Consider the following 26,971-nt stretch of genomic DNA (forward strand, 5'->3'; position numbering starts at 1 on the left):
GCTACCCGCTCAGAAGCCGACGCCGAAGAACTCTTCCAGCTTGGTGGCGGTAAAGTCCAGCATTTCGCGGGTGAGGCCGGGGAAGACGCCGATCCAGAAGGTGTCGTTCATCACGCGGTCGGTATTGGTGAGCTCGCCGGACACGCGGTAGTTGCGGCCGATCATGTAGGGCTGGCGCGTCAGGTTGCCCGCGAACAGCAGGCGGGTGCCGATCTTGTGCTGGTCCAGGTAGGTCAGCAGGTCCACGCGCGACACGTTCGCTTCCGGCTTCAGGGTCATGGGGAAGCCGAACCAGGACGGGTCCGAGCCTTCCGTCGCTTCCGGCAGGATCAGGAAGTCGGCGCAGGACTGCAGGCGCTCCTTCAGGTAGGCGAAGTTGTCCTTGCGCGCCTGGATGAAGCCCGCCGCGCGCTCGATCTGGGCCAGGCCGCAGGCTGCCTGCATGTCGGTGATCTTCAGGTTGTAGCCCAGGTGGCTGTAGGTGTACTTGTGGTCGTAGCCTTCCGGCAGGGTGCCCAGCTTCCAGCAGAAGCGCTTGCCGCAGGTGTTGTCCTTGCCCGGCGGGCAATAGCAGTCGCGGCCCCAGTCGCGGAAGGATTCGGCGATCTGCTTGAGCTCATAGTTGTTGGTGAAGACGGCGCCGCCCTCGCCCATCGTGATGTGGTGGGCGGGATAGAAGGACATGGTGCCGATGTCGCCGAAGGTGCCCACCATCTGGCCGCGGTAGGTCGAGCCCAGGGCGTCGCAGCAGTCTTCCACCAGCCACAGATTGTACTTCTTGCACAGGGCGGTGATCACGTCCAGGTTGTAGGGATTGCCCAGGGTGTGGGCCAGCATGATGGCCTTGGTCTTCGGGCCGATGGCCGCTTCCAGCTTGCTCACGTCGATGTTGTAGGTGCCCAGCTCCACATCCACGAAGACGGGCACGGCGCCGAACTGGATGATGGGGTTCACGGTGGTGGGGAAGCCCGCCGCCACGCCGATCACTTCGTCGCCCGGCTGGATGGCGCGCGCGCCCAGCTTGGGCGAGGTGAGGGTGTTGAAGGCCACCAGGTTGGCCGAGGAGCCCGAGTTCACGGTGATCAGGTGCTGCACGCCGATCAGTTTGGCCAGCTTCGCCTCGAACTGGTCGTTGAAGCGGCCCGTGGTCAGCCAGGCGTCCAGCGAGGCTTCCACCATCAGTTCCATTTCCGGGGCGCCCACCACCTTGCCTGCGGGCGGCACCACGGTCACGCCGGGCTCGAAGGCGCGCGGCTGGCTGGCCAGGGCGCCGTACTGGCGCACCAGCGCCGCGATCTGCTCGCGCAGTTGTTCTTTGCTTTGTTGCTCGCTCATGTTCAGCCTTGTTCGATTGCAGTATTTTGATAGGTGGCGATCTGGCCCAGCGTGAATGCATGCATGTCCTGGCCGGCGGCGTGCGCCTTGTGCCAGGCCACGATGTGGTCGATGGTCTGGCCGAGCTGCCAGCGCGGCTGCCAGCCCAGGCGGCTGCGCGCCTTGGAGCAGTCCAGCTTGAGGTAGGTGGCCTCGTGCGGCTGCGGTGCGCCGTCCAGCTCCCAGGCCGCGCCCTCGCCCCAGCGCTGGCACAGGCGGCCAATGATCCATTCTACCGGGCGCGCGTCCGTGTCATGCGGACCGAAGTTGAAGCCCTCGGCATAGGCCGCGCCTTCCTCGAAGAGGCGCTCGGCCAGGGTCAGGTAGCCCGACAGCGGTTCCAGCACGTGCTGCCAGGGGCGGATCGCGTGCGGGCTGCGGATCTTCACGGACGTGCCGCGGCTGATGGCGCGGATCATGTCCGGAATCAGGCGGTCTTCCGCCCAGTCGCCGCCGCCGATCACATTGCCGGCGCGGCCGGAACCCAGGGCCACGCCGTGCTCGGCATGGCGCTCCGGATTGAAATAGGACGAGCGGTAGGCGCTGGTCACCAGTTCGGCGCAGCCCTTGCTGTTGCTGTAGGGGTCATAGCCCCCCATCGGCTCGTTCTCGCGGTAGCCCCAGGGCCACTCCTTGTTATCGTAGCACTTGTCGCTCGTTACATTGACCACGGCGCGTACGCCGGGCGTGGCGCGCACGGCCTCGAACAGGTGCACCAGGCCCATCACGTTGGTGGCGTAGGTCTCCACCGGGTTGGCGTAGGAATAGCGCACCAGGGCCTGGGCCGCCATGTGGATCACGATCTCGGGGCGGGCCGCCTGCAGGGCGCTGCGCAGGGCGTCGGCGTCGCGGATATCGCCCTGCACGGACTGCATGCCGTCCGCCACGCGGGCGGTCTCGAACAGGCTGGGCGTGCTGGGCGGGGCGAGGGCGAAGCCCGTGACCTGGGCGCCGAGGGACTGCAGCCACAGGCTGAGCCAGCTGCCCTTGAAGCCGGTGTGGCCGGTCAGGAAGACGCGCTTGCCGTGCCAGAACGAGGGGTTCATGGCCAGCGTTTCCAGGGCGCCTTACCGCTCTGCCACAGGTCTTCCAGGTGCATCTTGTCGCGCAGGGTGTCCATGGGCTGCCAGAAGCCGCCGTGGAAATAGGCGTTGATCTGGCCGTCCTGGGCCAGGCGCTCCATGGGCTCCTTTTCCCAGGTGGTGGCGTCGTTGTCGATCAGGTCGATCACTTTCGGCGAGAGCACGAAATAGCCGCCGTTGATCCAGTTGCCGTCGCCTTGCGGCTTTTCCTTGAAGCTGAGGATGCGGTTGCCGTCCAGCTCGATCGCGCCGAAGCGGCCCGGCGGCTGCACGGCCGTCATGGTGGCCAGCTTGCCGTGCTGCTTGTGGAAGGCCACGGCCGCCGCGATGTCCACGTCGGACACGCCGTCGCCGTAGGTGAAGCAGAAATCCTCGTCCGGGTTCAGGTACTTCTTCACGCGCTTGAGGCGCCCGCCCGTCATGGTGCTGTCGCCCGTGTCGACCACGGTGACCTTCCAGGGCTCGGCGTTACGCGCGTGCACTTCCATGGTGTTGTACTGGATGTCGAAGGTCACGTCGGACATGTGCAGGAAGTAGTTGGCGAAGAACTCCTTGATCACATAGCCCTTGTAGCCGCAGCAGATCACGAACTCGTTGATGCCGTGGGCCGAATAGCTCTTGAGGATATGCCACAGGATGGGCTTGCCACCGATCTCGACCATCGGCTTCGGCCGGGTCGAGGTCTCTTCACTGAGCCTGGTGCCCAGACCGCCGGCGAGTATGACTGCTTTCATCTGCTTCCTTGTGTGCCTTTTATCGTTATCCCCTTTGGGGAGCCATTCATCTATTGTGAATCAGCCCGCGAGTATTCTAAACCGAAAGCAAGACCCATAGCGAAGGCTTTATCGGCGCTTGCCGAATGAAGGCATGATCGGACTGACAAGAAAAATGCCGGTAAGATCATGCTTTTCGCCACCTGCCGAGACCGTCATGCTGCACACCCCTGCCAGCTTCCAGCCCCTGCTCCTGCCCCAGGACAGCGAGGCCCCCCTGAACTTCGTGCTGCGCCAGGGCCAGCTGCTCCTGAACGGGCCGGAGCTGGCGCTGCCGGACAACGCGGCCCTGCGCCGCCTGGGCCTGGACGAAGCGGAGGCCCACCCCCTGGGCCTGTGGGACGGGCGCTACTGCCGGGTGATCGCCGCTTCGGATGAGTCGCTTCCCGACAACAGCCATGCCTGGCATGGCCTGCGCGCCCTGTTCGGGGTGAAGGACGACGCCTTCATCGGCATGGCGGGGCGGGCCAGCCAGCTGGTGGAATGGGCGCGCAGTCACCGCTACTGCGGCGTTTGCGCCACGCCGATGGAGCGTTTGAGGGGGGAGCGGGCGGCAAAATGTCCCGCCTGCGGCTTCACGGCCTACCCGCGCATTTCCCCGGCCATGATGGTCCTGATCCGCAAGGGCGACGCCGTGCTGCTCGCCATGCACGCCCAGAGCCCCTACAAGCGCTACACGGCCCTGGCCGGCTTCCTGGAAGCGGGCGAATCGGCGGAAGACGCCGTGCACCGGGAGGTCTGGGAAGAGGTGGGGCTGCGCGTGCACAATCTGAAATACTTCGGCAGCCAGAGCTGGCCCTTCCCCCATTCCCTGATGCTGGCCTACACGGCGGAATACCTGGACGGCGACATCAAGGTCGACCCGGCGGAGATCTCCGAGGCGCGCTGGTTCGGCCCCGGCGACGACTTCCCCGAAATCCCGCCCGGCGTCTCCATCGCCAGCGAGCTCATCAACGCCCACCGCCCCCGCTAGCGCCCAGCCCGTGTCCAACTCTGGTGCCAGGGAAGATTTTTGGACACGAGCTCTTCTGTAGCGGGCCTAGGGCCGAGCTCGTGTCCACTTTTCTTCCCTGGCACCAGAGTTGGACACGGGCTCGGCCGGTGAGGGAGCCGTATTTTCTGTATACTGGCCGCCACTTTTCTGTTTGGGTTTCATCATGTCTAAAGACGCATTCTCCGAAAACGACTGGCGCCGCCTGCTGCAAAGCCTGGGCGAGGACCCTGAGCGCCCAGGCCTGGCGGAAACGCCGCACCGCGTGGCCAAGGCCTGGAAGCACTGGACTTCCGGCTATGAGCAGGACCCGGTCGAGCTGCTCAAGGCCTTCGAGGATGGCGCCGAGGAGTACAACGAGCTGATCGTGGTGCGCAATATCCCCGTGTACAGCCATTGCGAACATCACCTGGCTCCCTTCTTCGGCAAGGCGACGGTGGGCTATCTGCCGAACGGCAAGATCGTCGGCCTGTCCAAGCTGACCCGCCTGGTGGACTGCTTCGCCAAGCGCCTGCAGGTGCAGGAGCGCATGACGGTGCAGATCGCCAATACGCTGATGGAGGTGCTGGAACCCAAGGCCGTGGGCGTGGTCGTGAAGTGCCGCCACATGTGCATGGAGAGCCGCGGCATCCGCACGCCGGGCGAGGAGACCATTACCTCGGCCATGCTGGGTGAGCTGCAGCCCAACCTGGCCCTGCGCACCGAGTTCCTGGCCCTGGCGCGGGACTGAGCCGTGGCAGGCGCAATCGCGTGGCAAGGCGGCGATTTCGATGCCGCCCTGGCGCAGGCCCGTTCCACCGGCCGTTCCCTCTTCCTCTACTGGGGCGCCAACTGGTGCCCGCCCTGCAACCGGGTGAAGTCGGAGATCTTCGCCCGCACTGAGTTCGCCCAGCGCATGCAGCAGCTGCTGCCTTTCTGGCTGGATGGCGACGCGCCCGGCGCCCAGGCCACGGCCGAGCGCCTGCGCCTGCGCAGCTATCCCACCCTGGTGCTGTTCACGCCCGGCGGCCGCGAAATCACGCGCCTGCCCTGCGAGCTGGATGGCGAGCTTTTCATCGAAGCCCTGGATGCCGCCCTGGACGCGTCCCGCTCCGCCGCCGAGTCCCTGCAGGCCGCCCTGGACGGCAGCCGCGAGCTGGCCCCCGAGGAGTGGACCCTGCTGGCGAATTATTCCTGGGATACGGATGAAGGCGTGATCCTGGGCCAGCGCGAGCTGGCGCCAACCCTGCAAGCCCTGGCCGCGGCCAGCACGGACGCCAGGGCCGCCGCCCGCCTGCGCCTGCATGCCCTGGTGGCCTCGGCCGCTTCGGGTCTGGATGCGGAGGCAGCCGCCTTCGTGCAGCAGGTCTGCGCCGATCCGGCCCTGGCCCGCGCGAATATGGATATCTTCGGCAACAGCGGCCACCTGCTGGCCCGCGCCGCCGGTCCGCAGCAGGCCGCTCTGGCGCAGTCCATGGCCACGGCCGCGAAGGCCTGGGCCGCCGACACCTGGCTCTCCCAGCCGGACCGCCTGACCGCCACCCGCCTGCAAATGCGCATGGCCCGCCTGGGCGCCGACCTGCCCAACATGCCGGAGCGGGTACGCGCCGCCGTCCAGGAAGCACTGGCGGATGCGGAAAGCCCCTACCAGCGCCACACCACAGTGAATACGGCAGTGAGCGCCCTGAACGACGCGGGCCTGCACGCCGAGGCGGAGGCCCTGCTGAAGGACGAGCTGGCGCGCGCCCACTCGCCTTACTACTTCATGCTGAGCCTGGCGGGCGCGGCCAGGCGCCGCGGCGACACGGCCGCCGTCCTGCACTGGTACGAGCAGGCCTGGCGCGGCGCCACCGGTCCCGCCACTCGCCTGCAATGGGCGGCCACCTGGCTGCTGGCGCTGGCCGACCTGGCGCCGGAAAGGCTGGAGGCAGCCGCCGAAAGCGTCATGCCGGATGTGCTGGCCGCGGGCGGCCTGCACCAGCGCAACCGCACCCAGGCGCAAAAGATGATGTCGAAACTGGCCGGCCAGCCCGCCCAGGGCCCGGCCGTGGCGGCCTTGCTGAAGGCCCTGCAGGCCTAGTTGGCGGAGGCGGGAGGCGCCGCTTCGGCGGGAGCTTCCGCCGCTTGCGGTTCCGCCGCCGGGATGGCCGGGGCGGGCGCGGCGGAGGCTTCGAACTGCATGTGGTCGCGCTCGGCATGGAAAACGCCGACCGGCTGTCCCGCCGCTTCGCCGCCTTCTCCCGTCAGCGAGCAGCCGTTCGTTTCCACCTGCCACACCCTGCTTCCCGAGCGCAGGCTCCAGTGGTTGTCCCCCGCCGCGAACAGCTCGAACTTGCTTTCTTCCAGCGGCATCTCGCCCAGCGGGATCTGGCGCTGGCAATCCGGCAGGCGCGTCGCCATGAGGGTGTAGCGGCCCTGCTCGCTCCAGAAATAGTCCTGCTGGCGGCGCACGGTGAGCGTGTGCTCCTGCGTGCTGTCCGCATAGAAAGTAGCCGAGTCGTTGTAGCAGCCGGCGAGCAGCAGCGGGCTCAGGAAGATCAGCAAGGCGCGCATGGTGGCGGGACGGGTTGTCATGGTGCATTGATTATAGCGGTCCCGCGCAAGGGTGCGCACGATTCCAATTTGACAAGTGGTCAACATTGCAATTGGGCTAAACTCGTTCTTTCGACAAATCCAGCGTTCCCTTCATGACCGGCCAGCCCTCGATCGACGATTCCACCTTCAAGCGCATCCTCGCCCGCAATGTCACCCTTCCCCTCGCCGCAGGCGTGGTCACGGCCGGGGTATTCGTCGCCGTCTTTGCCTTCCTGCTCAACGCCATGAGCCGGGTCGAACACAGTGAACGGGTGATCGGCAATGTCCAGGAGCTGCGCAAGCTCACGGTGGACATGGAAAGCGGCTTGCGCGGCTTCCTGCTGACGGGCGACGAGGCCTTCCTCACCTACTACAAGCTCGCCAGGCCCAAAGTGGAAGCGGCATTCGCCACCCTGGCCGAACTGTCGGAGGACAATCCCGACCAGGTGGCGCGCCTGCGCAATACGGAGGCGCAGCAGCGGCAGTGGGACGCCGTGGCGCAGGACATGATCCGCCTGCGCCGCAGCGGCGGCGATTACCTGACCCTGGTGCGCCAGGGCCGCGGCAAGACCGAATTCGACGAAGTGCGCAACCAGTTCCAGGCTTTCGTGGCCACCGAGGAGCGCATGCGCGCGGAGCGCAACAAGGATGCGCGCGACATTGCCTTCGTCACCGTGACCGTTTTCCTGATGGTGAGCCTGATCCTGAGCGGCTCCCTGGCGTGGTTCGGCCGCCGCGAGTTGCTCCGGCTTTCCGAGGCCTACGGCAAGGCCCTGCGGGAACAGACTGCGCATGCCGAAAAGGTGCAGGCCCAGGCCTGGATGCGCGCGGGTCAAAGCCAGCTGGCGGAACAGGGCATCGGACAGCACGCCCTGCCGCTGCTGGCCAATGCGCTCCTGCAGTTCCTCAGCCGCTACCTGGATGCACCGGTCGGCGCCCTGTACGTGCGCGAGCCGGAAGGCCAGTTCCGGCGCGCCGCCGCCTATGGCTTCAGCAGCGAGGACGAAGCCTTCGGCCTCGTGCAGAAACCGGGCGAAGGCTTGGTGGGCCAGGCGGCGCAGTCCAGGCGCCTGATGCAGCTGGACGATCTGCCGCCGGATTACCTGCGCGTTTCGACGGCCCTGGGCAGCGCCCGGCCGAAGCAGGTGCTCGTGCTGCCCGTGAACAGCGAGGGCGAGGTGAACGGCGTGGTGGAACTGGGGTTCATGCATCCCGTGGGCGAGCGCGAACGCGAGTTCCTGGAGCTGGTGGCAGGGAATATCGGCACCGCCATCGAGACCACGCTGGCGCGCTACCGCCTGCAGGAGGTGCTGGCGGAGACCCAGCAGCTGAACGAGGAACTGCAGGTGCAGCAGGAAGAACTGCGCACGGCGAACGAGGAACTTGAGGAGCAGTCGCGCGTGCTGGAGGAATCCCAGGCGAGCCTTGAAAACCAGAAGGCGGAGCTGGAGCAGACCAACGAGCAGCTGGCCGAGCAGGCCGTGGCCCTGGACCAGAAGAACACGGCGCTGGACGAGGCGCGCAGGCAGCTGGAGGAGAGGGCGAAGGACCTGGAGCGGGCCAGCCAGTACAAGTCCCAGTTCCTGGCCAATATGTCGCACGAACTGCGTACGCCGCTGAACAGCTCGCTCATCCTGGCCAAGCTGCTGGCCGAGAATGGCGCAGGCAACCTCAATGAGGAACAGGTGCGCTTCGCCCAGACGATCTACTCGGCCGGCAATGACCTGCTTAACCTGATCAACGATATCCTCGATATCTCCAAGGTGGAGGCGGGCAAGCTGGAACTGGCGCCCGAGGACCTGCGCCTGTCGCAGGTGGTGGAGGGCCTGGGGCAGGTATTCAGGCCGCTGGCGGAGCAGAAGCGGCTGGAATTCTCCATCGACATGGCGCCCGGCCTGCCGGAAACGATTTATACCGATTGCCAGCGCCTGGAGCAGGTGCTGAAAAACCTGCTGTCCAACGCCATCAAGTTCACGGACGAAGGCAAGGTGCAGCTGCGCGTTGTGCCCGGTCCTGATGGGCAGGTGCTGTTCTCCGTGCAGGACTCGGGCATCGGCATCCGCGAGGACCAGCACGAAGCCATCTTCGGCGCCTTCCAGCAGGCGGACGGCACAACGAGCCGCCGCTATGGAGGCACGGGCCTGGGTCTGTCGATCTCGCGCGACCTGGCCACCCTGCTGGGCGGCACCATCACGCTCGCCAGCCAGCCGGGCAAGGGCAGCACTTTCACGCTGGCGCTGCCCGTGCAGTGGGCTGCTCCCCCGGCTGCTCCCCGTACCACCACCCTGAACGCGCCGCCCGCGGCGCCCGTGCCCGTGGCGGCCCCGCCGCAAGCGCCCGCCCCGCCGCCCGCGCAAAGCCTGCCGCGCGCCTTCGACGACGACCGGGCCAAGGCTCCGCCGCCCGAGCGCACGGTGCTGGTGATCGAGGACGAACCGGCCTTCGCCCGCATCCTCTACGATCTCGCACATGAAATGGACTACCGCTGCCTGGTGGCCTTCGCCGCGGAGGAGGGACTGCAGATGGCCGAGCAGTACCAGCCGCAGGCCATCCTGCTCGATATCCGCCTGCCGGACCGCTCGGGCCTCTCGGTGCTCCAGCTGCTGAAGGACAATCCGCGCACCCGGCATATTCCGGTGCACGTGGTGTCCGCGTCAGAAGCAGGCGAGGCGGCCATGCACATGGGCGCCATCGGCTTTGCCCTCAAGCCCACCACGCGCGGCGAGCTGCTGGACGTGTTCGCGCGCCTGGAGCAGAAATTCACGCAGAAGATCAAGCGCGTGCTGCTGGTGGAGGACGACGCGCGCCAGCGCGACAGCGTGGTGGAGCTGATTGCGGACGAAGACATCCAGATCGAAGCCGTGGCGTCGGGCGCCGAGGCCCTGGCCCTGCTGCGCAGCACCATCTTCGACTGCATGATCATCGACCTCAAGCTGCCGGACATGCAGGGCAGGGAGCTGCTGGAGCGCATGGCGAACGAGGAGATCGCCTCCTTCCCGCCGGTGATCGTGTACACGGGCCGCAACCTCACCCGCGCCGAGGAGGCGGACCTGCAGAAGTATTCGCGCTCCATCATCATCAAGGGCGCCCGTTCGCCCGAGCGCCTGCTGGACGAAGTGACGCTCTTCCTGCACAAGGTGGAGTCCGAGCTCTCCAGCGAGCGCCAGACCATGCTCAAGGCCGTGCGCAGCCGCGACCGCGTGTTCGAAGGCCGCCGCATCCTGCTGGTGGACGACGACGTGCGCAATATCTTCGCCCTCACCAGCGCGCTGGAGCAGAAGGGCGCCATCGTGGAGATCGGCCGCAACGGCTTCGAGGCGCTGGAGAAGCTCGAGACGGTGCCCGATATCGACCTGGTGCTGATGGACGTGATGATGCCGGGCATGGACGGGCTGGAGGCGACGCGCCGCATCCGCGCCGACCAGCGCTTCCAGCGCCTGCCCGTCATCGCCATCACTGCCAAGGCCATGAAGGACGACCAGGAGCAGTGCCTGGCGGCCGGTGCGAACGACTACCTCGCCAAGCCCATCGACCTCTCGCGCCTCTATTCCCTGCTGCGGGTGTGGATGCCCGCCCTGGACCGCATCTGACGGCGAAGCATCATGACGCACAAGCCCGGCCACAGCAGCACCGACATCGAGCTGAGAATGCTGGTGGAGGCCATCTACCTGAAGTACAGCTACGACTTCCGGGAGTACACGGCCGCCTCCCAGAAGCGCCGCGTGCTGCATGCGATGCGCGAGATGGGCTGCGAGACCATTTCGCAGCTGCAGTCGCGCGTGCTGCATGAACCGGCCGCCTTCGCCGAGCTGCTGCAGTTCATGACGATACCCGTCACCGAAATGTTCCGCGACCCGAGCTACTACGCCGCGCTGCGCGAGCACGTGATGCCGGTGCTGAGCACCTACCCCTCGCTCAAGATATGGGTGGCCGGCTGTAGCACCGGGGAAGAGGTCTACTCCCTGGCCATCCTGCTCAAGGAGGAGGGCCTGCTGGAGCGCAGCATCATCTACGCTACGGACATCAATCCGCAATCGCTGGAGAAGGCGAAGAAGGGCGTTTTCCCGCTCGAGAACATGCGCGGCTACACGGAGAACTACCAGGCCAGCGGCGGCAGGCGCGCCTTCTCGGAGTACTACACCGCGGCCTACAACGCCGCGCGCTTCGACCGTTCCCTGTGCGAGAACGTGACCTTCGCCGACCACAGCCTGGCCACCGATGCAGTGTTCGCGGAGACCCAGTTCATCAGCTGCCGCAACGTGATGATCTACTTCAAGAAGCAGCTGCAGGAGCGGGCCCTGGGCCTGTTCCACGACTCGCTGTGCCACCGCGGCTTCCTTGGCCTGGGCAGCAAGGAAAGCATCGACTTTTCCGTCTACGGGCCGCGCTTCGAACCCGTGGTCAAGCGCGAGCGCCTGTTCAGGAAGCTGTGATGGATGCGCCCCTGGAAACGGCCCTGCAGGGCCGCCATATCGAGGCCGTGGTGATCGGCGCCTCGGCCGGGGGCGTGCATGCGCTGCTGGACCTGCTGCCCGCCCTGTCCGCCAGCTTCCCTTGCCCGCTGGTGTGCGTGCTGCACGTGATGAAGGGGCGCCAGAACCAGCTGGCCGAGGTCTTCCAGCAGCGCATGGAAATGACGGTGCGCGAAGCGGGCGACAAGGATGCGCTGCTTCCCGGTAATCTCTACTTTGCACCGCCGGGCTACCATCTGCTGGTGGAAGAGGACTTCAGCTTCTCCCTGAGCTGCGACCCGCCACTGCATTTCGCCCGTCCCGCCATCGACGTGACCATGGAGTCGATGGCGGACGCCTATGGGGATGCCCTGCTCGGCATCCTGCTGACCGGCGCGAACATGGACGGTGCGGAAGGAATGGCGGCGATCGGCAGCGCCGGCGGACTGACGGTTGTCCAGGACCCGGCCGAAGCGCAGGTGGCGGTAATGCCGAAGGAGGCCATCCGCGCCCGCCAGCCCGGCCTGGTGCTGCCGCTGGCGCAGATCCGCGCCCTGCTGCTGATGCTGGAGAAGAGGCGATGAAGAAGGAAGCGACCAAACTGCTGATAGTGGACGATCTGGCGGAGAACCTGCGCGCCCTGGAGGCCATCATCCGCGCGGACGACCGCATCGTGCTCCAGGCGGGCAGCGGCGAGCAGGCCCTGGCCCTGCTGCTCGAGCACGACGTCGCCCTGGCCATCGTGGACGTGCAGATGCCGGGCATGGACGGCTTCGAGCTGGCGGAGCTGATGCGCGGCACGGACAAGACGCGCCACATCCCCATCGTCTTCGTCAGCGCGGCAGGCAAGGAGCTCAATTACGCCTTCAAGGGCTATGAAACGGGAGCGGTGGACTTCCTCTACAAGCCCCTGGAGCCGGACGCGGTGAAGAGCAAGGTGAACGTCTTCGTGGACCTGCATTGCCAGCGCCAGGAGATCCGCCGCCGCGCCGAGGAGCAGGAGGCGCTGGTGCGCCAGCTCAACGCGGCGCAGGACGAAATGCGGCGCGCCCTGCGCATGCGCGACGAGTTCATGTCCATGGTCGCCCACGAGCTGCGCACGCCGCTGAATACCTTGTATCTTGAAACCCAGATGCGCAGGCTGCAGCTGGAGCGGAACAACATGGCCGCTTTCGGCCCCGAACAGCTGCAGCGCATGGTGGCGCGCGACGACCGCCAGATCCAGGCCATGATAAGGCTCATCGACGACATGCTGGACGTATCGCGCATCCGCAGCGGCATCCTCTCCATCCGTCCCGGCTGGACGGAGCTGGGCGGGCTGCTGCGCCGCCTGGTGGGCGACCTCGCGCGCCAGGCCAGCGACGCGGGCTGCTCCATCACCCTGCACGCGCCGCAGCCGGTCAGCGGCTGGTGGGACGAATTCCGCATCGAGCAGATCGTTATCAACCTGCTCACCAACGCGCTGCGCTACGGCGGCGGAAAACCGGTGGACGTGCACCTGAATGGCGACGGCAAGCAGGCGACTATTGAAGTCGTGGACCGGGGCCGCGGCGTGCCCGCGCATCTTCAGCCGCGCATCTTCGATCCCTACGAGCGGGGCGACGGCAACGCGGCGCCCGCCGGGCTGGGCCTTGGGCTCTACATCTCGCGCCAGCTGGCCGAGGCGCATGGCGGCTCGCTGAGCCTGCGCAGCAAGGAAGGCGAGGGTTCCGTCTTCGTCCTCACCCTGCCCTGCGGCGAGGCGCCGGAGCTGTAATGGCTTCGCGCCCGAAACTCGCGCGGCCGGGCGACGCGATCCGCGCCGCGGACCTGGCAGGCGCCGTGGACCGCCTGGTGGCCCTGGCCGGAGAGTTCTGCGACAGCGTGGGCGAGAACGCCACCTTCACCGAACAGCGCCAGATCCTGCGCCGCACCCACAGCCTGCTCAACCTCTCCGTATGGCTGGACGGCGGCCTTGACGTCCCGCTTGCGCCCGGCCAACTGCACGTCACGGCGGCGCAGGTAAGCGACGCCCTCGATTACACGGCAGCTGCCCTGCGCCGCACGCCCGCCCTGCAGGAACGCCTGGCCCTGGTGGACCTCCTGCTCGACTTCTTCCAGTCCGTGCTGGGCGGCGCGGGCGATGCCATCCTTGCTTCCGCCCAGCGGCTGAAGGCAGGCGCGGACGCACCGCCAACGCCCGCCTACCGCTTGGCGGATTTCCGCGCCCGCTCCTGGGAAGCGGCCCAGTATGTGCTGTTGCCTGTGCGCGGCCTGCGCTCGCCGGAGCTGGCCGCCCTGCAGCACGCGGTGCAACCCGTGCCGCCTTCCGCCGCCACCTCGGCGCCTGCATCGGCCAGCGTGATCGCCAAGGTGGCCGCATTGCCGCCCACCGCTTCCGCCGCGGTGGCGACGCCGCAGATCCTGCATTCCACGCGCGAGGACGGCCCCAAGCTGGCCGCGCTCACAGGCGCGGAAGTGCTGGCGCTGAAAGCCAGCGCACCCGGCGTGCGCGCCCTGCCGGTGGTGATGTACGAACTGGCCCGCCGTCCCCTGCTGCAGCTCGACCCTGAGCTGAAGGCGGCGCAGATAGAGCCTGCGCTGGCCCTGACCCTGCAGATCGTGCGCGAGGGCGGCACGGAGCCGGTGGCGGGCGCACGCGTGATCGCCTTCACGTCCTTCGAGCAGCGCGCGGGAGCCGAGGCGCTGAGCGATGCAGGCGGCATGGTGAAGCTGGACCTTCCTGCGTCCGTCAGCGTCGAGGTCCTGGTAATCTACGGCCCGCATGGCTACTGGGGCCTGCACCGCAGCCAGCTCAAGCTGGCGAAGGGCGATGTACTGGCGCTCAAGCCCGTCGATCTGGCGCAGGAGGACTATGCGGCCGAACTCTATGGCGGCTACGAAGCCGGCGCGGGCAAGGGCGTGACGGTCGGCGTCATCGACACGGGCGTGGATGGCAGCCATCCCGACCTCGCCGTGGCGGGCGGCGCGGCCTTCGTGGTGGCGGAGGAAGATGCGGGCAGTTCCGGGCCCGCGGCGGTGGATGGCGACCATGGCAGCCATGTGGCGGGCATCATCGCCAGCCGGGGCAAGGCGCCCACCGGCAAGCGCGGCGTGGCGCCCGGGGTGAAGCTCATGAGCTACCGTGTCTTCCCCAACGCCGGTGGAGGCGCCAGCAACTACGACATCATCCGCGCCATCGACCGCGGCGTGAGCGACGGCTGCGACCTGCTGAACCTGAGCCTGGGCGGCGGCGAGCGTGACGAAGCGGTGCGCGAAGCCATTCGCGACGCTTTCGAGCGCGGCACCCTGTGCTTCGCGGCGGCGGGCAACGACCGGCGCGGCCCCGTCAACTTCCCCGCCCGCTGGCCGGACGCGGTGGCCGTGTCGGCCCTCGGGCGGCGCGGCAGCTTCCCGGACGATTCTTCCGAAGCGCTCGACGTGCAGGCGCCCTATGCGCCGCTGGACGAGCAGGTTTTCGTGGCGGGCTTTTCGAACATCGGCCCCGAGGTGGACCTCGCCGGACCCGGCGTGGGCATTGTCTCGACCGTGCCGGGCAGCGGCTACGGCGTGATGAGCGGCACGTCCATGGCCTGTCCCGCTGCCGTGGGTGCGGCGGCAGCGCTGCTGGCGCGCCACCCCGAGGTACTGGACATGCCGCGCGGCGAGGAAAGGGCCCTGGCCATGCTCAAACTGGTCAATGGCGCCGCCGCTACCCTCGGGCTGGACCGCGAATACGAAGGACTGGGCCTGCTGCGCTAACGCTGGCCGCTTCTGTGGACTACACTGTCAGCATGCGCCTCATTCTCCGCCAGACCCGCCAGTCCACACTCTCCGCCGACGAGGCCGAGGGCATCGTGCGCAGCTGCGCCGACGTCCAGGTGGTGTCGCGCGACGGCAGGACCATGCTGGTGGATGCCGGCCCCTGCGGCATGGAGTCGCTGCGCGAACGCCTCAGCGGCTGGCTGGTGAGCGAAGCCGGGCCGCCCAAGCCAGTGCCGGACGCCTGCGTGCACGTGAAGCGCTGATCAGAACTGCTCCCACTCGTCCGCCGCTTCCGCCTTGCGCACGGCGACCTGGCGGCTGGGCGAAGGCGCGCGTGCCGCAACGCGAACCGGTGCAGCAAGCGATGCCGAGGCGCCCGTCTTGAAGAAGCCCACCACGCTGGCAAGGTTGGCCGCCTGTTCCTGCATGCTCTGCGAAGCCGCTGCCGCCTGCTCCACCAGCGCCGCGTTCTGCTGGGTCACCGCGTCCATCTGGCCGATGGCGAGGTTGATCTGTTCGATGCCCGAGGTCTGCTCGTGCGTGGCGGCGGTGATCTCGCCCATGATGTCCGTCACGCGCTGGATGCTGTCCACGATGTCGCCCATGGTCCGTCCGGCATCGTCCACCAGGCGCGAACCTTGGTCCACGTTGGCCACGGACGCCGTGATCAGCTCCTTGATCTCCTTCGCCGCTGCGGCGGAGCGCTGGGCCAGGTTGCGCACCTCGCTTGCCACCACCGCAAAGCCGCGCCCCTGTTCGCCCGCGCGCGCCGCTTCCACGGCGGCATTCAGCGCCAGGATGTTGGTCTGGAAGGCGATGCCGTCGATGACGGAGATAATGTCCACGATCTTGCGCGAGGACTCGTTGATGGTGCCCATCGTATCCACCACCTGCGACACGATGGAGCCGCCGCGCACCGCCACTTCGGACGCGCTGCGCGCCAGCTGGTTCGCCTGGCGGGCATTGTCCGCGTTCTGCTTCACGGTCGCCGTCAGCTCCTCCATCGAGGACGCGGTTTCCTCCAGCGAGCTGGCCTGCTCCTCGGTGCGCGAGGAAAGGTCCATATTCCCGGACGCGATTTCCGCCGAGGCGGTGCTGATGGTGTCCGTGCCCATGCGCACCTGGCTCACCACATTGAGCAGGGCGTCGTTCATGGATTTCAGGGCGGAGAGCAGGCGGCCCGTTTCATCCTGCCGATTCACTTCGATTTGCGAGGAGAGGTCGCCTGCGGCCACGGTCTCCGCCACCCCCACTGCCTCCTCGATGGGGCGCGTGATCGAGCGCGTGACGAGATAGGCCACGGCCGCGCCCACCGCCAGGGCCAGCAGGCCGAGAATGATCATGGTGGTCTGCGAGCTGTCGTACACCGCCGTGGCGTTCTCCGCCGCCTTGCGCGCTTCCGCGCCTTCCAGGTCGATCAGCGCGTCCAGCGCCTTCAGCACGGCGGCCAGGCTGGGACCCGTTTCGCGCATGAGGTATTCGGCGGCATCCTGCACCTCGCCTTCCTTGCGCAGCTGGATCAGGCGGTTGTTCTTCTCGGCGCCGGACTTGAGGGCCTCGTCCACGGCCGCCATCAGGGCTCGTTCGCGGTCGGTGCTGAGGCGCTTGCGCAGCTGTTCGCTCGCCGCCGCATACCGCTTGCGGGCCTCGGCGATCTTCTGCACTTCCGCGTCCACCGCCGCGCTGCTGGGCGTCACCAGCATGGTGGTGAGCGACAGGGCGATATTGCGCACCTGGTCCACCATCTGGTTGGCGGCCTCCATCTTCACGTTCTTGTCCTGTACGATGTCCTGCGTGTGGGCGCCGATGCGCGACATCGAAGTGAGCCCGAGTACAAGCACTGCGATAAGCAGGCCGAGGGTGGCTGCAAATCCGGCGCCAAGCCGGGCGCCGATGCGGAGGTTGGCAAGCGTCATGTCGTCCCCAAAGGTATGCTCTGTGAGGCTATTGTCCCGAAACCCGCAGCCGATAGAAAGCACCGCCCCAATCTGCCCGCAAAGTGTCGCGGGAGAGCAACATCAGGCCTTCACTGCTGGGCTGCGCCGCCGCCGCGCGGCTGGTCGTACAATGGCGAAAAACGGGGGGCAGACGTGCAACGCGATATGCCGGACACAGGGGAACGCAGGGAATGGCTGCTGAAGCGGAACTGTTCGCTCACGCCGCGCCAGACCATTGCCGCCTGGTCGATCCTGATGGGGCTCTCGGCCGGCACAGGTATCTTCTTCGCCCTGCATGGCGCGTGGCTTGTACTGGCTTATTCCGCGCTCGAAATGGCGGCCGTCAGCGTGGCCTTCCTAGTCTACTGCCGCCATGCCGCCGACCACGAACATATCGTGCTGGAGGACGGCTCCCTGCTGATCGAGAAGGCCGTGGGCGGCAAGGTGCTCGCCACGCGGCTCGACCTGTACTGGATGCGCATCGAAGCGCCGGGCGAACTGATCACCCTTGAGGCGCGCGGGGTGAAAGTGGACGTGGGCGGCTACCTGCCGGAAGCGAGCCGCCGCCGCTTCGCCCGCCAGCTGCGCGAGGAGGTCAGCGCACGCGGCATGCCGCCCCGCTGATCAGGGCATGAAGGCAATCTCCGGGTAGTCCGCCATTACGGCGGCCAGTTCGGCCTTGGCGGACGCCGCATCGTCCTTCAGGTAGGGCAGGAAGAAGGCCTTGACCAGCGCCGCCGTCATGGCGATGCCGCGCTGGCCGTCGATGCTGCCGTAAGGGCGGTTCTTGTTGAGCTCCGGGTGGATTGCCCCGTCCTCGAAATTCGCGTGCAGCATGCCGCGCACGCGCAGGCGGCAGGGCGCGGCAGACTTCGAACTCACGTCTTTCCATATCCCTTCGCGCCGGTGTTCCGACTTGCTGTGGGACCAGCGCTCCATCCATCCTCCGCCAGCGGGCGGCTCCGTGACCAGGTAGCCCAGGGGCTGGCGCGGCCTCGCGTCCAGCGTGTTGTCCGAATAGTCGCCGTCCAGGTTCATCGCCGCGACGATGCTGCTGTCGTAGTCCGCCGCCAGTGCGGAAGCGGCGCCGCCCAGCGAATGGCCGAACGCGGCGTAGCCTTTGACGTTGATGCGTCCGCCCAGGGGGCTGTTCCTGTCGCGCGCCAGCGCCTGCATGCGGCGCGCCATGGCCAGAATGTCCTGCGTCATCGTCAGGTACTCGCTCTGGTTATGGTTGCGGGCGGGCTTGGCCGCGCGCACCGCCGCAACGACGAAGCCCTGGGCGGCCAGCATTTCCAGCAGCACGGAGTAGTCCCCCGCGAGCTTGCTCATTCCGGGCGCGAAGACGAGGAAGGGATAGCGGCGCGCCGCCTCGTGCACGCCGCCATCGCGGGCAGGGTAGTACACGACTGCGGTGTGGCGCCGCATGTTCTCCATCCATTCGGTGCGGAGCTGACCAACGGCGTAGCCGCTGCCAGCGGCTTTCGCTTCCGGGGCAATGCGGTATGCCCCAACGGCCAGCGCTGCTGCAAAGGCAAGTACGGTGCGTCGTTCCATCATGTTCTCCCATCGTTATGGACGAGCATACCCAGGAGCCCGACTGCGGGTCTCGGCGGTGCGACAGAATGCAGGATGGCGGGGCTGGCCCGCAAAAAAACCTGCCGGCGGCCGGAGCCGGGGCAGGTAAAGGCTGGAGAAAACTTGTATGGATGATCAGAAGCGGTAGCCCACGCCGACGCCGACAAGGACGGGGTCGACCTTCGCCCTGCTGACCCGCGCACCGCCAAGCAGCACGTCGCTACGCAGGCCGATCTTCTTCACATCCACATTGAGCGACCAGTTCTGGCCAAGCTTCACATCGAAGCCTGCCTGCGCCGCGAAGCCGAAGCTGTCATGCTCCAGGCTGCCCTGGCCGCCCAGGAAGCGGTTGGCCGAGAAGGTGGTCCAGTTCACACCCGCGCCGATGTAGGGGCTGAAGGCGGATTGCGGCGAGAAGTGGTACTGGGCCAGCAGGGTGGGCGGCAGGTGCTTGAAGGTGCCCACTGCCTTGCCGTCCAGGAGCACATCATGTTTCTGCGGGTAGGTGAGCACCAGTTCCGCCGCGAACTGCGGCGTCACGAAGTAGCTGATATCCACCTCGGGAATGGTCTTGTTGCTCACGCCGATGCGGTTGGCCGCGCCGGCGCCGCCCACGGGGTCAGACTTGTCCGCCGGGTCGATATGCACGGCGCGCACGCGCACCTGCCAGGGCGTAGTTTCGGCCGAGGCGTGCGTGCCGGCCATGGCGGCGGCAAGGGCGATTGCTGCGAGTACTGCGTGTTTCATCATTTCCTCTCTTTTTCATCAATTGGCAAGCGCAGTCTATTGATCTGTCTCAACAAAAACTTTGATCCAAGTCAAAATTGACTGATTGATTACGCCCGGCCAAAAAGCGGAGTAAGATAGCTGCGCTTGGCACCCGGACAACCCACTCTCAGGAGACAAGAATGAAGTTGAACGTCAATGGACAGGTACGTGAATTCGAGGCGGAGGAGGACACGCCGCTGCTCTGGGTGCTGCGCGAGCAGTTGGGGCTGACCGGCACCAAGTACGGCTGCGGCATCGCCCAATGCGGCGCCTGCACCGTGCATATCGACGGCGAAGCCACCCGCAGCTGTGTGCGTCCCGCCTCCACCGTGACTCCCGAGCAGAAGATCGTCACCATCGAAGGCCTGTCCCCGGACGGTTCGCATCCCGTGCAGAAGGCATGGGCGGCGCTGGACGTGCCGCAGTGCGGCTTCTGCCAGTCCGGCATGATCATGGCCGCCACTGCCCTGCTGAAGGAAAAACCGAAACCAACGGATGCGGATATCGACGCGGCCATGACCAACATCTGCCGCTGCGGCACCTACAACCGCGTGCGCAAGGCGATTCACGTCGTTGCGCGCGGCGGCGACCCGAAGACGGCCGGCCTGGCCATCGAGCACGTGGAAGGGAGCAAAGCATGAGCGCCAAACTCGCCTCTCCGTCGCGCCGCAGCTTCATGGGCCGTTCCGCCGCCGCTGCGGCGGGTCTCATGGTCGGCTTCCACATTCCCTTCGAGGCCATGGCGCAGGATGCAATGCCGCCCGAAGTCAACGCCTGGGTAGTGGTGAAGCCGGACGACACCATCGTCATCCGCATTGCCCGTTCCGAAATGGGCCAGGGCACCCTGACCGGCCTGGCCCAGCTGGTGGCCGAGGAACTGGACGCCGACTGGAGCAAGGTCACTACCGAATATCCGACCCCCGGAACCAACCTGGCGCGCAACCGCGTCTGGGGCAGCTTCTCCACGGGCGGCAGCCGTGGCGTGCGCGAGTCGCACGACTATGTGCGCAAAGGCGGCGCTGCCGCCCGCGCAATGCTGGTGCAGGCAGCGGCCACACAGTGGAATGTGCCTGCGGGCGAATGCTTGGCTGCGAACAGCACCATCACGCACACCCCGAGCGGCCGGAAGGTGACCTACGGCCAGGTGGCCGCCGCAGCGGGCAAGCTGCCGGTGCCCACGGACGTGAAGCTCAAGGACCCGAAGGACTGGAAGATCGCGGGCAAGCGCCTGGCGCGCCTGGATACGGTGGACAAGACCACCGGCAAGCAGGTCTACGGCATGGACCTCAGGATGCCGGGCATGCTGAACGCCGCCATCAAGGACTGCCCCGTCTTCGGCGGCAAGGTGAAAAGCTTTAACGCGGACGCCATCAAGGACAAGCCTGGCGTGAAGAAAGTGCTGCAGGTGGGCGACAGCGCGGTGGCGGTGGTTGCCGACACCTGGTGGCGCGCCCGCACGGCGCTCGAAGCGCTGCCGATCGAATGGGACAAGGGCGCGAACGTCAAAACCTCCAATGCCGACGTGGCAGCGATGCTGAAGGAAGGCCTGGATGCAGGCGGTGCGGCAGTCGGCAACAGTAATGGCGACGCCCGTGCGGCGCTGGCAGGGGCAGTGCGCAAGATCGAATCGGTCTATTCCTACCCGCACCAGAACCACGCGACCATGGAGGTGATGAACGCCACTGCGCGCTGGACGCCTGAGCGCTGCGAGGTCTGGACCCCAACCCAGAACGGCGAAGCGGCGCTTGCCGCCACGTCGGAAGCGGCCGGCCTGCCCCAGAAGCAGTGCGATGTCTACAAGGTGCACCTGGGCGGAGGCTTCGGCCGCCGCGGCGCCACGCACGACTGGGTGCGCCAGGCGGTGCTGATCGCAAAGGAAATGCCAGGCACGCCGGTCAAGCTGATCTGGACGCGCGAAGAAGACATGATGCACGGCCGCTACCATCCAACGACCCAGTGCAAGCTCAGCGCAGGCCTGGATGCGAAAGGCAACCTGACAGCGCTGCACATGCGCATTTCGGGCCAGTCCATCCTTGCGGACGTGATTCCGAGCGCGATCAAGGACGGCAAGGATCCGGCAGTATTCCAGGGCCTGAATCCCCCGGGCCCGGAATCCTCTTTCGCCTACAGCGTGCCGAATCTGCTGATCGACCACGCCATGCGCAATCCGCCTGTTCCTCCCGGATTCTGGCGTGGCGTGAACCTGAACCAGAACACGATCTATGTCGAATGCTTCCTCGACGAGATCGCCCACGCCACGAAGCAGGACCCGCTAGCCTTCCGCCGCAAGCTGATGAAGGACAGTCCGAAACACCTGGCAGTGCTGAACGCGGTGGCCGAGAAGGCTGGCTGGGGCAAGCCTGCGAAGAAGGGCGTCTACCGTGGACTGGCGCAGGCAATGGGCTTCGGCAGCTACGTGGCCGCCTGCGCCGAGGTTTCGGTGAGCAAGGACGGCAAGCTGAAGATCCACCGCATCGTTGCCGCCACCGATCCGGGCCACGTGGTGAACCCGCAGCAGGTGGAGGCGCAGATCGAAGGCTCCTTCGTCTACGGCTTGTCCGCCGCGCTCTACGGCGCCTGCACGCTGAAGGAGGGCCAGATCGAGCAGACCAATTTCGACACCTACCAGGTGCTGAAGATGGACGAGATGCCTGCGGTGGAGTCCATTCTCATGCCGTCGGGCGGCTTCTGGGGCGGTGTCGGCGAGCCGACCATCGCCGTGGCGGCGCCCGCCGTGCTGAACGCCATCTTCGCTGCCACGGGCAAGCGCATTCGCGACCTGCCCCTGAAGAACCACAGCCTGAAGAAGGCCTGAGGACTGGCGCGAAAGCGATGATCCGTTCAGCCCTGGCGCTGGCCTGCCTGCTTGCCGCAGGAAGCGTGGGTGCGCAGCCCACGCTGGCCGTGCGCGATGGCGGCATTCCCGACCCCCTGCCGGGCGCCTCGGCAGGGGATGCTGCCCGTGGCCGCGCCATCGTCGCCAACCGGCAGCTCGGTCTCTGCCTGCTGTGCCATAGCGGGCCGATTCCCGAGGAGCGCTTTCAGGGCGACCTTGCGCCGGACCTCGCGGGCGCTGGATCGCGCTGGAACGCCGCGCAGCTGCGCCTGCGCATCGCCGATTCAAGCCGCATCAATCCCGAGACCATCATGCCCGCCTACTTCCGCAGCACCGGCCTGGCGCGCGTAGCGCCCGCGCACCAGGGCAAATCCATCCTGAGCGCCCAGCAGATCGAGGACGTGGTGGCCTACCTGCTTACCCTGCGCGGGGAGGCGAAGCCATGATCGGCCGCCGCGAGGTTCTCGCAGGGCTGGTGCTGACGGCGTTTGTGCGGCCCGCCTCAGCCACGCCGGAACGCATGGCCGCCGCCATCGCAGCCTTCTCCGGCAACGCAACACCGAAACCGGGCCGCATTCACCTGGAGATCGCGAAGCTGATCGACAACGGCAACACAGTGCCCATCACAGTGACAGTCGAAAGCCCGATGAGCGCTGCCGACCACGTGACCGATATCGCCATCTTCAACGAACGCAATCCCGAAACGGAAGTCATTCGCTGCATGCTCGGCCCCCGCGCGGGCAAGGCTGAAGTCTCCACACGCATCCGCCTCGCCACTTCGCAGAAGCTTGTTGCCATCGCCCGCATGAACGACGGCAGCTGCTGGACGCATACGGTGGACGTGATCGTGGCGCTGGCCGCCTGCCTGGAAGGGGAGGCGCCGTAATGGCCCGCGCCCTGATCCACATGCCTGCTACGGCGAAGAAGGGCGAGATCATCGAGATCCGTGCCCTGATCGCGCATCCCATGGAAACGGGCTACCGCCCCGGCAGCGATGGCAAGCTGCTGCCGCAGGACGTGATCCGCCGCTTCAGCTGCAGCTACAACGGCGAACGCATCTTCGCCGCCGAGCTGCATCCCGCCATCTCGGCCAATCCCTATATCGCCTTCTTCACTGTCGCCACCGACAGTGGAACGCTAGAATTCAGCTGGGCAGGCGACAAGGGCTTCGCGCAGACCGAGCGCATGTCCCTCACGGTGAGCCCCGCATGAAGCGCGTAGTGACGGCTCTCGCGCTTGCGGCGGCCGTGTGCGCCCATGCGCAGGACCCGCGCCGCTCCGGCGCCGAGTTCATGAGCGAATCGACAAAAGCCATGCAGCGCGACGACCTGCAGAACCCTGCCATGCTGTGGGTCGCCAATGGCGAAACCCTGTGGAATGCGAAGGCGGGAAAGGCGGACAGGAGCTGCGCCGCCTGCCATGGCCCCGCGAAACAGAGCATGCGCGGCGTAGCGGCGCGCTACCCGGCCTTTGACAAGCAGGCAGGCCACGTCGTCAATCTCGGCCAGCGCATCAACCAGTGCCGGGTGGGCGCGCAGAAGGCCGCCCCGTTCAAGCCCGAATCCGAAGAGCTGCTTGGGCTGGAAGCCTTCATCGCCTTGCAGTCGCGCGGCATGCCGATAACCCCGCCGAAGGACGCAGCCACAAGCGCCGCAGCGGACCGCGGCCGCAAACTGTTCGGGCAGCGTATCGGCCAGCTCAACCTGTCCTGCGCCCAGTGCCACGACAGCAACTGGGGCCGGAAACTGGCGGGCGCGCCGATCCCGCAAGGGCATGCGGGCGCCTACCCCATCTACCGCCTTGAATGGCAGGGCATGGGCAGCCTGCAGCGCCGCCTGCGCAACTGCATGAACGGTGTGCGGGCCGAAGTGCCGCCCTTCGGCGCGCAGGACCTTGTCGATCTCGAAACCTGGCTGGCCTTGCGCGCGCAGGGCATGCCGCTTGAAGCACCTGGAGTCCGTCCATGAAAGGAGTCCCGATGATACGAACGACGCTATGCATGCTCCTGCTGCCCCTGGCAGGCATCGCCGCAGCGGCCGACGCCAACCTGGCGCCGCGCCTTGCCGCCACATGCAGCGGCTGCCACGGCACAAACGGCAAAACGGTCGGCAACGCGCTGCCCGCGCTGGCAGGCCAGCCGCGCGATGTGCTCGTGGCCAAGCTCAAGGCCTTCAAGGCGGGCAGCGCGCCATCCACCATCATGAGCCAGCTCGCGAAAGGCTATACGGACGAGCAGCTGGAACAGATCGCAGCGTGGTTCGCCACGCAGCGCAAATAGGAGCGCGCCATGGAACGCCGCCAATTCCTTCTCGCTTCCGCCCTCGCCGCCACCGGCTGCGCCAGCGTAGCGGTGCCCGCAAAGCCTCACGTCGTCGTCATCGGCGGCGGCTACGGCGGAGCGACGGCCGCCAAGTACATCCGCATGTGGAGCGGTGGCGAGATCGACGTCACCATCGTGGAGCCGAACGCCACCTTCATTTCCTGCCCCCTGTCGAACCTGGTGCTGGGCGGCTCGAAAAGCATCCACGAACTCACCATGAGCCACGAATCGCTGGTGCGCAATCACGGCGTGCGCATCCTGCGCGACTCCGCCGCGCGCGTCGATACGCAGAAGCGCACCGTGGTGCTCACGGGCGGCAGCATGCTGCTGTACGACCGCCTTATCGTTTCTCCCGGCATCGAATTCCTGTGGAACGAACTGCCAGGCATGATGAGCTCCACCGCACAGGACAAGGTGCTTCACGCCTGGAAGGCCGGAGCCCAGACCATCGCCCTGCGCGCCCAGCTCGACGCCATGCCCGACGGCGGCGTATGCGCGATCACGATTCCGCTTGCCCCCTACCGCTGCCCTCCGGGACCGTATGAACGCGCCTGCCAGATCGCCTTCTACTTCAGCCGCCGCAAGCCCAAGTCGAAGGTGCTGGTGCTGGACGCGAACGAAGACGTGGTGTCCAAGGGCGCGCTGTTCAAGCGCGTGTGGAAGGAGCGCTATGGCGGCATCGTCGAATACCATCCCGGCTTCCGCACCGTGGACGTGGACGCGCCAGGCAACGCAGCGATCTCCGAACTGGGCGACAGGCAGGCGGCCGATGTGCTGAACGTGATTCCCCCGCACCGGGCGGGCGCCATCGCCACGCAAACGGGCTTGATGAAGGAAGGCCAGCGCTGGTGCGAGGTGGACTTCCGAACCTTCGAATCGGTGCTCGCGCCGAAGGTCCACGTGATCGGCGACGCCATCCAGGCAGCGCCGCTGATGCCGAAGTCGGCCCACATGGCCAACCAGCACGCGAAGGTGTGCGCAGCCGCAGTGGTCGATCTGCTTAACGGCCGCGAGCCCCAGGCCGTGCCAATGTTGACAAACACCTGCTACAGCTTTGTCAGCGACAAGGACGTGATCCATGTCGCCTCGGTCCACGCCTACAACGCGGAGAAGAAAACCCTGCTGGTGGTTCCCGGCTCGGGCGGCGTATCCGGCGGGCCCAGCGAAACGGAAGGCGTGTATGCGATGAGCTGGGCCAGGAATATCTGGTCCGACACGCTAAGCTAGCTCAGGCCCCGGATGAACGCGCTGATTACCGGCGCGTTGGTCAGGTCGATCAGGAAGCCACCGGTGGGTGGAACGATGGTGGTGGCGCGCGGCGCGGGCCCACGTTGGCGCGTGATCGCGTCCATCGCCGCCACGGCGGTGGCGGTGGAGCCTATGCCGTAACCGGCAAGGCCCGCGGTGCCCACGCCCGCTTCATGGTCGCGGCCAAGCAAAGGCCAGATCACCAGCGCTGCGAAGAGCAGCGTGAGCGCAATGTTCACAAGCAGAATGAGAAGCATCGGTCCCGCCACCTTGGCCAGGTCGGCCAGGTTCAGCGAGGCGAGCGTCACGGCGAGGAAGAGCGGCAGAAGCACCGCCGCCCAGCGGCCGATAACGCTGCCATCCAGCCAGCGCCACCCAGCGGCGTCGTGAATGGCGCGAATGATAAAGCCGAGGAGCAGCGCCCCCATATAGGCAGGCAGCGCAAGGCCTGCCTTGTCCAGGCCGAAACTGACCCACGCACCGGCCTTGATGCAGAAGGCGATGAGCAGGCCGTGAAGCAGCGCGCTACGCCCCAACGCAGCAAGGGCGCGCGCATCACCGAGGAAGCTGGCCACACTGGTCCGCGCCGTGTCGCCCGCGGCCGGAGACTGAACGGCGCGGCCGCGCAGCAGCCAGGCTCCCAGCGGACCGGAAAGCAGCGCACCCGCCACGAGGCCGAAGGTGGCCGCCGACGCGCCGATGGCGGCTGCCGACTCGAGGCCCGCCTGCTCGAAGCGTGGGGCGAATCCGAGCGCCGTGCCATGGCCCCCGACCAGCGTGAGCGAACCGCAGGCCACGCCCAGCAGGGCAGGCGCGCCGATGGCCGATGCGACGGCAACACCTGCGGCATTCTGCAGCGCAGCCAGGACGGTGGTGCCGACCAGGAGCACCACGAGCATGCGTCCACCGCCAAGCAGCGTTCGCAGCGGCGCGCCGAGGCCCACGCAGGTGAAGAAGCCGATCAGCAGCGGCAGGTTCAGGTTTTTCGCGGGACGCGACAGCCATTCCGTATCCGGCGTCACCAGCCAGGTCCACCAGCCTTCGCTCACCTTCGACCCGAAAGATACCGTGCCCCAGCCCGCGAGCTGCACCAGCAGGCAGAGAAGGCTGAACAGAAGTCCTCCCACCACCGGCACCGGGATATTGAAGCGTGCAAGGACAGGAACGCGGCGGAGAACGAATTCACCCAGAAGGAGGACCGGGACGGCCAGCAGGAGCAGGAACCACGGAGAGAGAGGCGCAGTCATAGTAGCCAGGGCAGGAACGGAATCCGGCCAGTATTCCCGAGCGTCCTGGCGATGTCAAACCGCGGCTGA

Annotated in this window: 26 protein-coding genes; 18 read left to right on the plus strand and 8 right to left on the minus strand. The window is 66.9% G+C overall.

The annotated features are described in order from the left end of the window. Positions 1-9: 9 nt before the first annotated feature. From rfbH to rfbF, 3 genes are read right to left on the minus strand one after another with little or no spacing between them, the layout of a single operon-like run. A complete protein-coding gene (gene rfbH / locus LSQ66_RS23070; RefSeq protein WP_231767504.1) occupies positions 10-1,335 on the minus strand; it encodes a lipopolysaccharide biosynthesis protein RfbH in 1,326 nt (441 codons plus the stop codon). Positions 1,336-1,337: 2 nt separating this feature from the next. Beyond that, the gene (rfbG, locus tag LSQ66_RS23075) at positions 1,338-2,420 is read right to left on the minus strand and encodes a CDP-glucose 4,6-dehydratase (protein WP_231767505.1); all 1,083 of its coding nucleotides are present in this window, start codon (positions 2,418-2,420) and stop codon (positions 1,338-1,340) included. Continuing rightward, positions 2,417-3,190 carry a glucose-1-phosphate cytidylyltransferase gene (rfbF, locus tag LSQ66_RS23080; protein WP_231767506.1) on the minus strand — a complete coding sequence of 258 codons (774 nt, stop codon included), beginning with the start codon at positions 3,188-3,190 and terminating at the stop codon, positions 2,417-2,419. The genes rfbG and rfbF overlap by 4 nt, the downstream gene beginning before the upstream one ends. A gap of 196 nt (positions 3,191-3,386) precedes the next feature. Between rfbF and nudC the strand changes: the two genes are divergently transcribed. From nudC to LSQ66_RS23095, 3 genes are all read left to right on the plus strand, one after another. Then, a complete protein-coding gene (nudC, locus tag LSQ66_RS23085; RefSeq protein ID WP_231767507.1) occupies positions 3,387-4,202 on the plus strand; it encodes an NAD(+) diphosphatase in 816 nt (271 codons plus the stop codon). Positions 4,203-4,386: 184 nt separating this feature from the next. Further along, on the plus strand, positions 4,387-4,950 hold the full coding sequence (gene folE / locus LSQ66_RS23090; protein WP_231767508.1) for a GTP cyclohydrolase I FolE: 564 nt from the start codon (positions 4,387-4,389) through the stop codon (positions 4,948-4,950). Positions 4,951-4,953: 3 nt separating this feature from the next. Further along, positions 4,954-6,279, plus strand: a complete 1,326-nt coding sequence (locus LSQ66_RS23095) for a thioredoxin family protein (protein ID WP_231767509.1) — start codon at positions 4,954-4,956, stop codon at positions 6,277-6,279. On the opposite strand, the gene LSQ66_RS23100 is transcribed toward LSQ66_RS23095, so the two are convergent. Then, positions 6,276-6,773: a hypothetical protein gene (locus LSQ66_RS23100; protein ID WP_231767510.1), complete on the minus strand. Its 498-nt coding sequence runs from the start codon at positions 6,771-6,773 to the stop codon at positions 6,276-6,278. The two genes, LSQ66_RS23095 and LSQ66_RS23100, sit on opposite strands and share 4 nt — an antisense overlap. Before the next feature lie 113 nt (positions 6,774-6,886). Here LSQ66_RS23100 and LSQ66_RS23105 point away from each other — a divergent pair, with 113 nt between their 5' ends. From LSQ66_RS23105 to LSQ66_RS23130, 6 genes are read left to right on the plus strand one after another with little or no spacing between them, the layout of a single operon-like run. Then, positions 6,887-10,363: a response regulator gene (locus LSQ66_RS23105; protein WP_231767511.1), complete on the plus strand. Its 3,477-nt coding sequence runs from the start codon at positions 6,887-6,889 to the stop codon at positions 10,361-10,363. Positions 10,364-10,375: 12 nt separating this feature from the next. Further along, on the plus strand, positions 10,376-11,206 hold the full coding sequence (locus LSQ66_RS23110) for a CheR family methyltransferase (protein ID WP_231767512.1): 831 nt from the start codon (positions 10,376-10,378) through the stop codon (positions 11,204-11,206). Then, complete coding sequence (locus tag LSQ66_RS23115; protein ID WP_231767513.1) at positions 11,206-11,808, plus strand: chemotaxis protein CheB; 603 nt, start codon at positions 11,206-11,208, stop codon at positions 11,806-11,808. The genes LSQ66_RS23110 and LSQ66_RS23115 overlap by 1 nt, the downstream gene beginning before the upstream one ends. Then, entirely contained in the window at positions 11,805-12,980 is a 1,176-nt protein-coding gene (locus tag LSQ66_RS23120) for a hybrid sensor histidine kinase/response regulator (RefSeq protein WP_231767514.1), read from the plus strand. The genes LSQ66_RS23115 and LSQ66_RS23120 overlap by 4 nt, the downstream gene beginning before the upstream one ends. Next, on the plus strand, positions 12,980-14,965 hold the full coding sequence (locus LSQ66_RS23125; protein WP_231767515.1) for a S8 family peptidase: 1,986 nt from the start codon (positions 12,980-12,982) through the stop codon (positions 14,963-14,965). Before LSQ66_RS23120 ends, LSQ66_RS23125 begins: the two co-directional genes overlap by 1 nt. A gap of 32 nt (positions 14,966-14,997) precedes the next feature. Then, entirely contained in the window at positions 14,998-15,231 is a 234-nt protein-coding gene (locus LSQ66_RS23130; protein WP_231767516.1) for a hypothetical protein, read from the plus strand. On the opposite strand, the gene LSQ66_RS23135 is transcribed toward LSQ66_RS23130, so the two are convergent. Then, a complete protein-coding gene (locus LSQ66_RS23135) occupies positions 15,232-16,884 on the minus strand; it encodes a methyl-accepting chemotaxis protein (RefSeq protein WP_231767517.1) in 1,653 nt (550 codons plus the stop codon). A gap of 174 nt (positions 16,885-17,058) precedes the next feature. On the opposite strand from LSQ66_RS23135, the gene LSQ66_RS23140 reads away from it, so the two are divergent. Continuing rightward, on the plus strand, positions 17,059-17,529 hold the full coding sequence (locus LSQ66_RS23140) for a DUF2244 domain-containing protein (RefSeq protein ID WP_231767518.1): 471 nt from the start codon (positions 17,059-17,061) through the stop codon (positions 17,527-17,529). On the opposite strand, the gene LSQ66_RS23145 is transcribed toward LSQ66_RS23140, so the two are convergent. Continuing rightward, positions 17,530-18,465: an alpha/beta hydrolase gene (locus tag LSQ66_RS23145; protein WP_231767519.1), complete on the minus strand. Its 936-nt coding sequence runs from the start codon at positions 18,463-18,465 to the stop codon at positions 17,530-17,532. It abuts the gene before it with no gap. Between the two features lie 153 nt (positions 18,466-18,618). Then, entirely contained in the window at positions 18,619-19,233 is a 615-nt protein-coding gene (locus LSQ66_RS23150; RefSeq protein ID WP_231767520.1) for an OmpW/AlkL family protein, read from the minus strand. 158 nt (positions 19,234-19,391) lie between these two features. Here LSQ66_RS23150 and LSQ66_RS23155 point away from each other — a divergent pair, with 158 nt between their 5' ends. The 8 genes from LSQ66_RS23155 to LSQ66_RS23190 are packed head-to-tail and all read left to right on the plus strand — an operon-like array spanning position 19,392 to position 25,634. Next, positions 19,392-19,892: a (2Fe-2S)-binding protein gene (locus LSQ66_RS23155; RefSeq protein ID WP_231767521.1), complete on the plus strand. Its 501-nt coding sequence runs from the start codon at positions 19,392-19,394 to the stop codon at positions 19,890-19,892. Further along, positions 19,889-22,066, plus strand: a complete 2,178-nt coding sequence (locus LSQ66_RS23160; protein WP_231767522.1) for a xanthine dehydrogenase family protein molybdopterin-binding subunit — start codon at positions 19,889-19,891, stop codon at positions 22,064-22,066. Before LSQ66_RS23155 ends, LSQ66_RS23160 begins: the two co-directional genes overlap by 4 nt. Positions 22,067-22,083: 17 nt before the next feature. Next, positions 22,084-22,533: a sulfur oxidation c-type cytochrome SoxX gene (gene soxX, locus LSQ66_RS23165; protein WP_231767523.1), complete on the plus strand. Its 450-nt coding sequence runs from the start codon at positions 22,084-22,086 to the stop codon at positions 22,531-22,533. Beyond that, positions 22,530-22,973: a SoxY-related AACIE arm protein gene (locus LSQ66_RS23170; RefSeq protein ID WP_231767524.1), complete on the plus strand. Its 444-nt coding sequence runs from the start codon at positions 22,530-22,532 to the stop codon at positions 22,971-22,973. Before soxX ends, LSQ66_RS23170 begins: the two co-directional genes overlap by 4 nt. Further along, the gene (soxZ, locus tag LSQ66_RS23175; RefSeq protein ID WP_231767525.1) at positions 22,973-23,299 is read left to right on the plus strand and encodes a thiosulfate oxidation carrier complex protein SoxZ; all 327 of its coding nucleotides are present in this window, start codon (positions 22,973-22,975) and stop codon (positions 23,297-23,299) included. The genes LSQ66_RS23170 and soxZ overlap by 1 nt, the downstream gene beginning before the upstream one ends. Beyond that, the gene (gene soxA, locus LSQ66_RS23180) at positions 23,296-24,054 is read left to right on the plus strand and encodes a sulfur oxidation c-type cytochrome SoxA (protein WP_231767526.1); all 759 of its coding nucleotides are present in this window, start codon (positions 23,296-23,298) and stop codon (positions 24,052-24,054) included. The genes soxZ and soxA overlap by 4 nt, the downstream gene beginning before the upstream one ends. An 11-nt stretch (positions 24,055-24,065) precedes the next feature. Then, positions 24,066-24,365 carry a c-type cytochrome gene (locus LSQ66_RS23185; RefSeq protein ID WP_231767527.1) on the plus strand — a complete coding sequence of 100 codons (300 nt, stop codon included), beginning with the start codon at positions 24,066-24,068 and terminating at the stop codon, positions 24,363-24,365. Positions 24,366-24,374: 9 nt separating this feature from the next. Next, positions 24,375-25,634: an NAD(P)/FAD-dependent oxidoreductase gene (locus tag LSQ66_RS23190; protein ID WP_231767528.1), complete on the plus strand. Its 1,260-nt coding sequence runs from the start codon at positions 24,375-24,377 to the stop codon at positions 25,632-25,634. Here LSQ66_RS23190 and LSQ66_RS23195 read toward each other — a convergent pair. After that, complete coding sequence (locus LSQ66_RS23195) at positions 25,631-26,902, minus strand: sodium/glutamate symporter (protein ID WP_231767529.1); 1,272 nt, start codon at positions 26,900-26,902, stop codon at positions 25,631-25,633. The genes LSQ66_RS23190 and LSQ66_RS23195 overlap by 4 nt on opposite strands. Positions 26,903-26,971: the final 69 nt, after the last annotated feature.

Origin of the sequence: Massilia endophytica, assembly GCF_021165955.1 — a bacterium.
GTDB classification, from domain to species: Bacteria; Pseudomonadota; Gammaproteobacteria; order Burkholderiales; family Burkholderiaceae_D; genus Rugamonas; species Rugamonas endophytica.

What these genes read in the sequence shown, in the direction of transcription:
- rfbG (WP_231767505.1), bottom strand. Translation starts at nt 2,420, where the DNA reads ATGAACCCCTCGTTCTGGCACGGCAAGCGCGTCTTCCTGACCGGCCAC.
- nudC (WP_231767507.1), top strand. Translation starts at nt 3,387, where the DNA reads ATGCTGCACACCCCTGCCAGCTTCCAGCCCCTGCTCCTGCCCCAGGAC.
- LSQ66_RS23190 (WP_231767528.1), top strand. Translation starts at nt 24,375, where the DNA reads ATGGAACGCCGCCAATTCCTTCTCGCTTCCGCCCTCGCCGCCACCGGC.
- LSQ66_RS23110 (WP_231767512.1), top strand. Translation starts at nt 10,376, where the DNA reads ATGACGCACAAGCCCGGCCACAGCAGCACCGACATCGAGCTGAGAATG.
- LSQ66_RS23160 (WP_231767522.1), top strand. Translation starts at nt 19,889, where the DNA reads ATGAGCGCCAAACTCGCCTCTCCGTCGCGCCGCAGCTTCATGGGCCGT.
- soxX (WP_231767523.1), top strand. Translation starts at nt 22,084, where the DNA reads ATGATCCGTTCAGCCCTGGCGCTGGCCTGCCTGCTTGCCGCAGGAAGC.
- LSQ66_RS23100 (WP_231767510.1), bottom strand. Translation starts at nt 6,773, where the DNA reads ATGACAACCCGTCCCGCCACCATGCGCGCCTTGCTGATCTTCCTGAGC.
- LSQ66_RS23130 (WP_231767516.1), top strand. Translation starts at nt 14,998, where the DNA reads ATGCGCCTCATTCTCCGCCAGACCCGCCAGTCCACACTCTCCGCCGAC.
- LSQ66_RS23195 (WP_231767529.1), bottom strand. Translation starts at nt 26,902, where the DNA reads ATGACTGCGCCTCTCTCTCCGTGGTTCCTGCTCCTGCTGGCCGTCCCG.
- LSQ66_RS23150 (WP_231767520.1), bottom strand. Translation starts at nt 19,233, where the DNA reads ATGATGAAACACGCAGTACTCGCAGCAATCGCCCTTGCCGCCGCCATG.
- LSQ66_RS23170 (WP_231767524.1), top strand. Translation starts at nt 22,530, where the DNA reads ATGATCGGCCGCCGCGAGGTTCTCGCAGGGCTGGTGCTGACGGCGTTT.
- rfbF (WP_231767506.1), bottom strand. Translation starts at nt 3,190, where the DNA reads ATGAAAGCAGTCATACTCGCCGGCGGTCTGGGCACCAGGCTCAGTGAA.
- LSQ66_RS23105 (WP_231767511.1), top strand. Translation starts at nt 6,887, where the DNA reads ATGACCGGCCAGCCCTCGATCGACGATTCCACCTTCAAGCGCATCCTC.
- LSQ66_RS23125 (WP_231767515.1), top strand. Translation starts at nt 12,980, where the DNA reads ATGGCTTCGCGCCCGAAACTCGCGCGGCCGGGCGACGCGATCCGCGCC.
- soxZ (WP_231767525.1), top strand. Translation starts at nt 22,973, where the DNA reads ATGGCCCGCGCCCTGATCCACATGCCTGCTACGGCGAAGAAGGGCGAG.
- LSQ66_RS23135 (WP_231767517.1), bottom strand. Translation starts at nt 16,884, where the DNA reads ATGACGCTTGCCAACCTCCGCATCGGCGCCCGGCTTGGCGCCGGATTT.
- LSQ66_RS23155 (WP_231767521.1), top strand. Translation starts at nt 19,392, where the DNA reads ATGAAGTTGAACGTCAATGGACAGGTACGTGAATTCGAGGCGGAGGAG.
- rfbH (WP_231767504.1), bottom strand. Translation starts at nt 1,335, where the DNA reads ATGAGCGAGCAACAAAGCAAAGAACAACTGCGCGAGCAGATCGCGGCG.
- folE (WP_231767508.1), top strand. Translation starts at nt 4,387, where the DNA reads ATGTCTAAAGACGCATTCTCCGAAAACGACTGGCGCCGCCTGCTGCAA.
- LSQ66_RS23185 (WP_231767527.1), top strand. Translation starts at nt 24,066, where the DNA reads ATGATACGAACGACGCTATGCATGCTCCTGCTGCCCCTGGCAGGCATC.
- LSQ66_RS23120 (WP_231767514.1), top strand. Translation starts at nt 11,805, where the DNA reads ATGAAGAAGGAAGCGACCAAACTGCTGATAGTGGACGATCTGGCGGAG.
- soxA (WP_231767526.1), top strand. Translation starts at nt 23,296, where the DNA reads ATGAAGCGCGTAGTGACGGCTCTCGCGCTTGCGGCGGCCGTGTGCGCC.
- LSQ66_RS23115 (WP_231767513.1), top strand. Translation starts at nt 11,206, where the DNA reads ATGGATGCGCCCCTGGAAACGGCCCTGCAGGGCCGCCATATCGAGGCC.
- LSQ66_RS23145 (WP_231767519.1), bottom strand. Translation starts at nt 18,465, where the DNA reads ATGATGGAACGACGCACCGTACTTGCCTTTGCAGCAGCGCTGGCCGTT.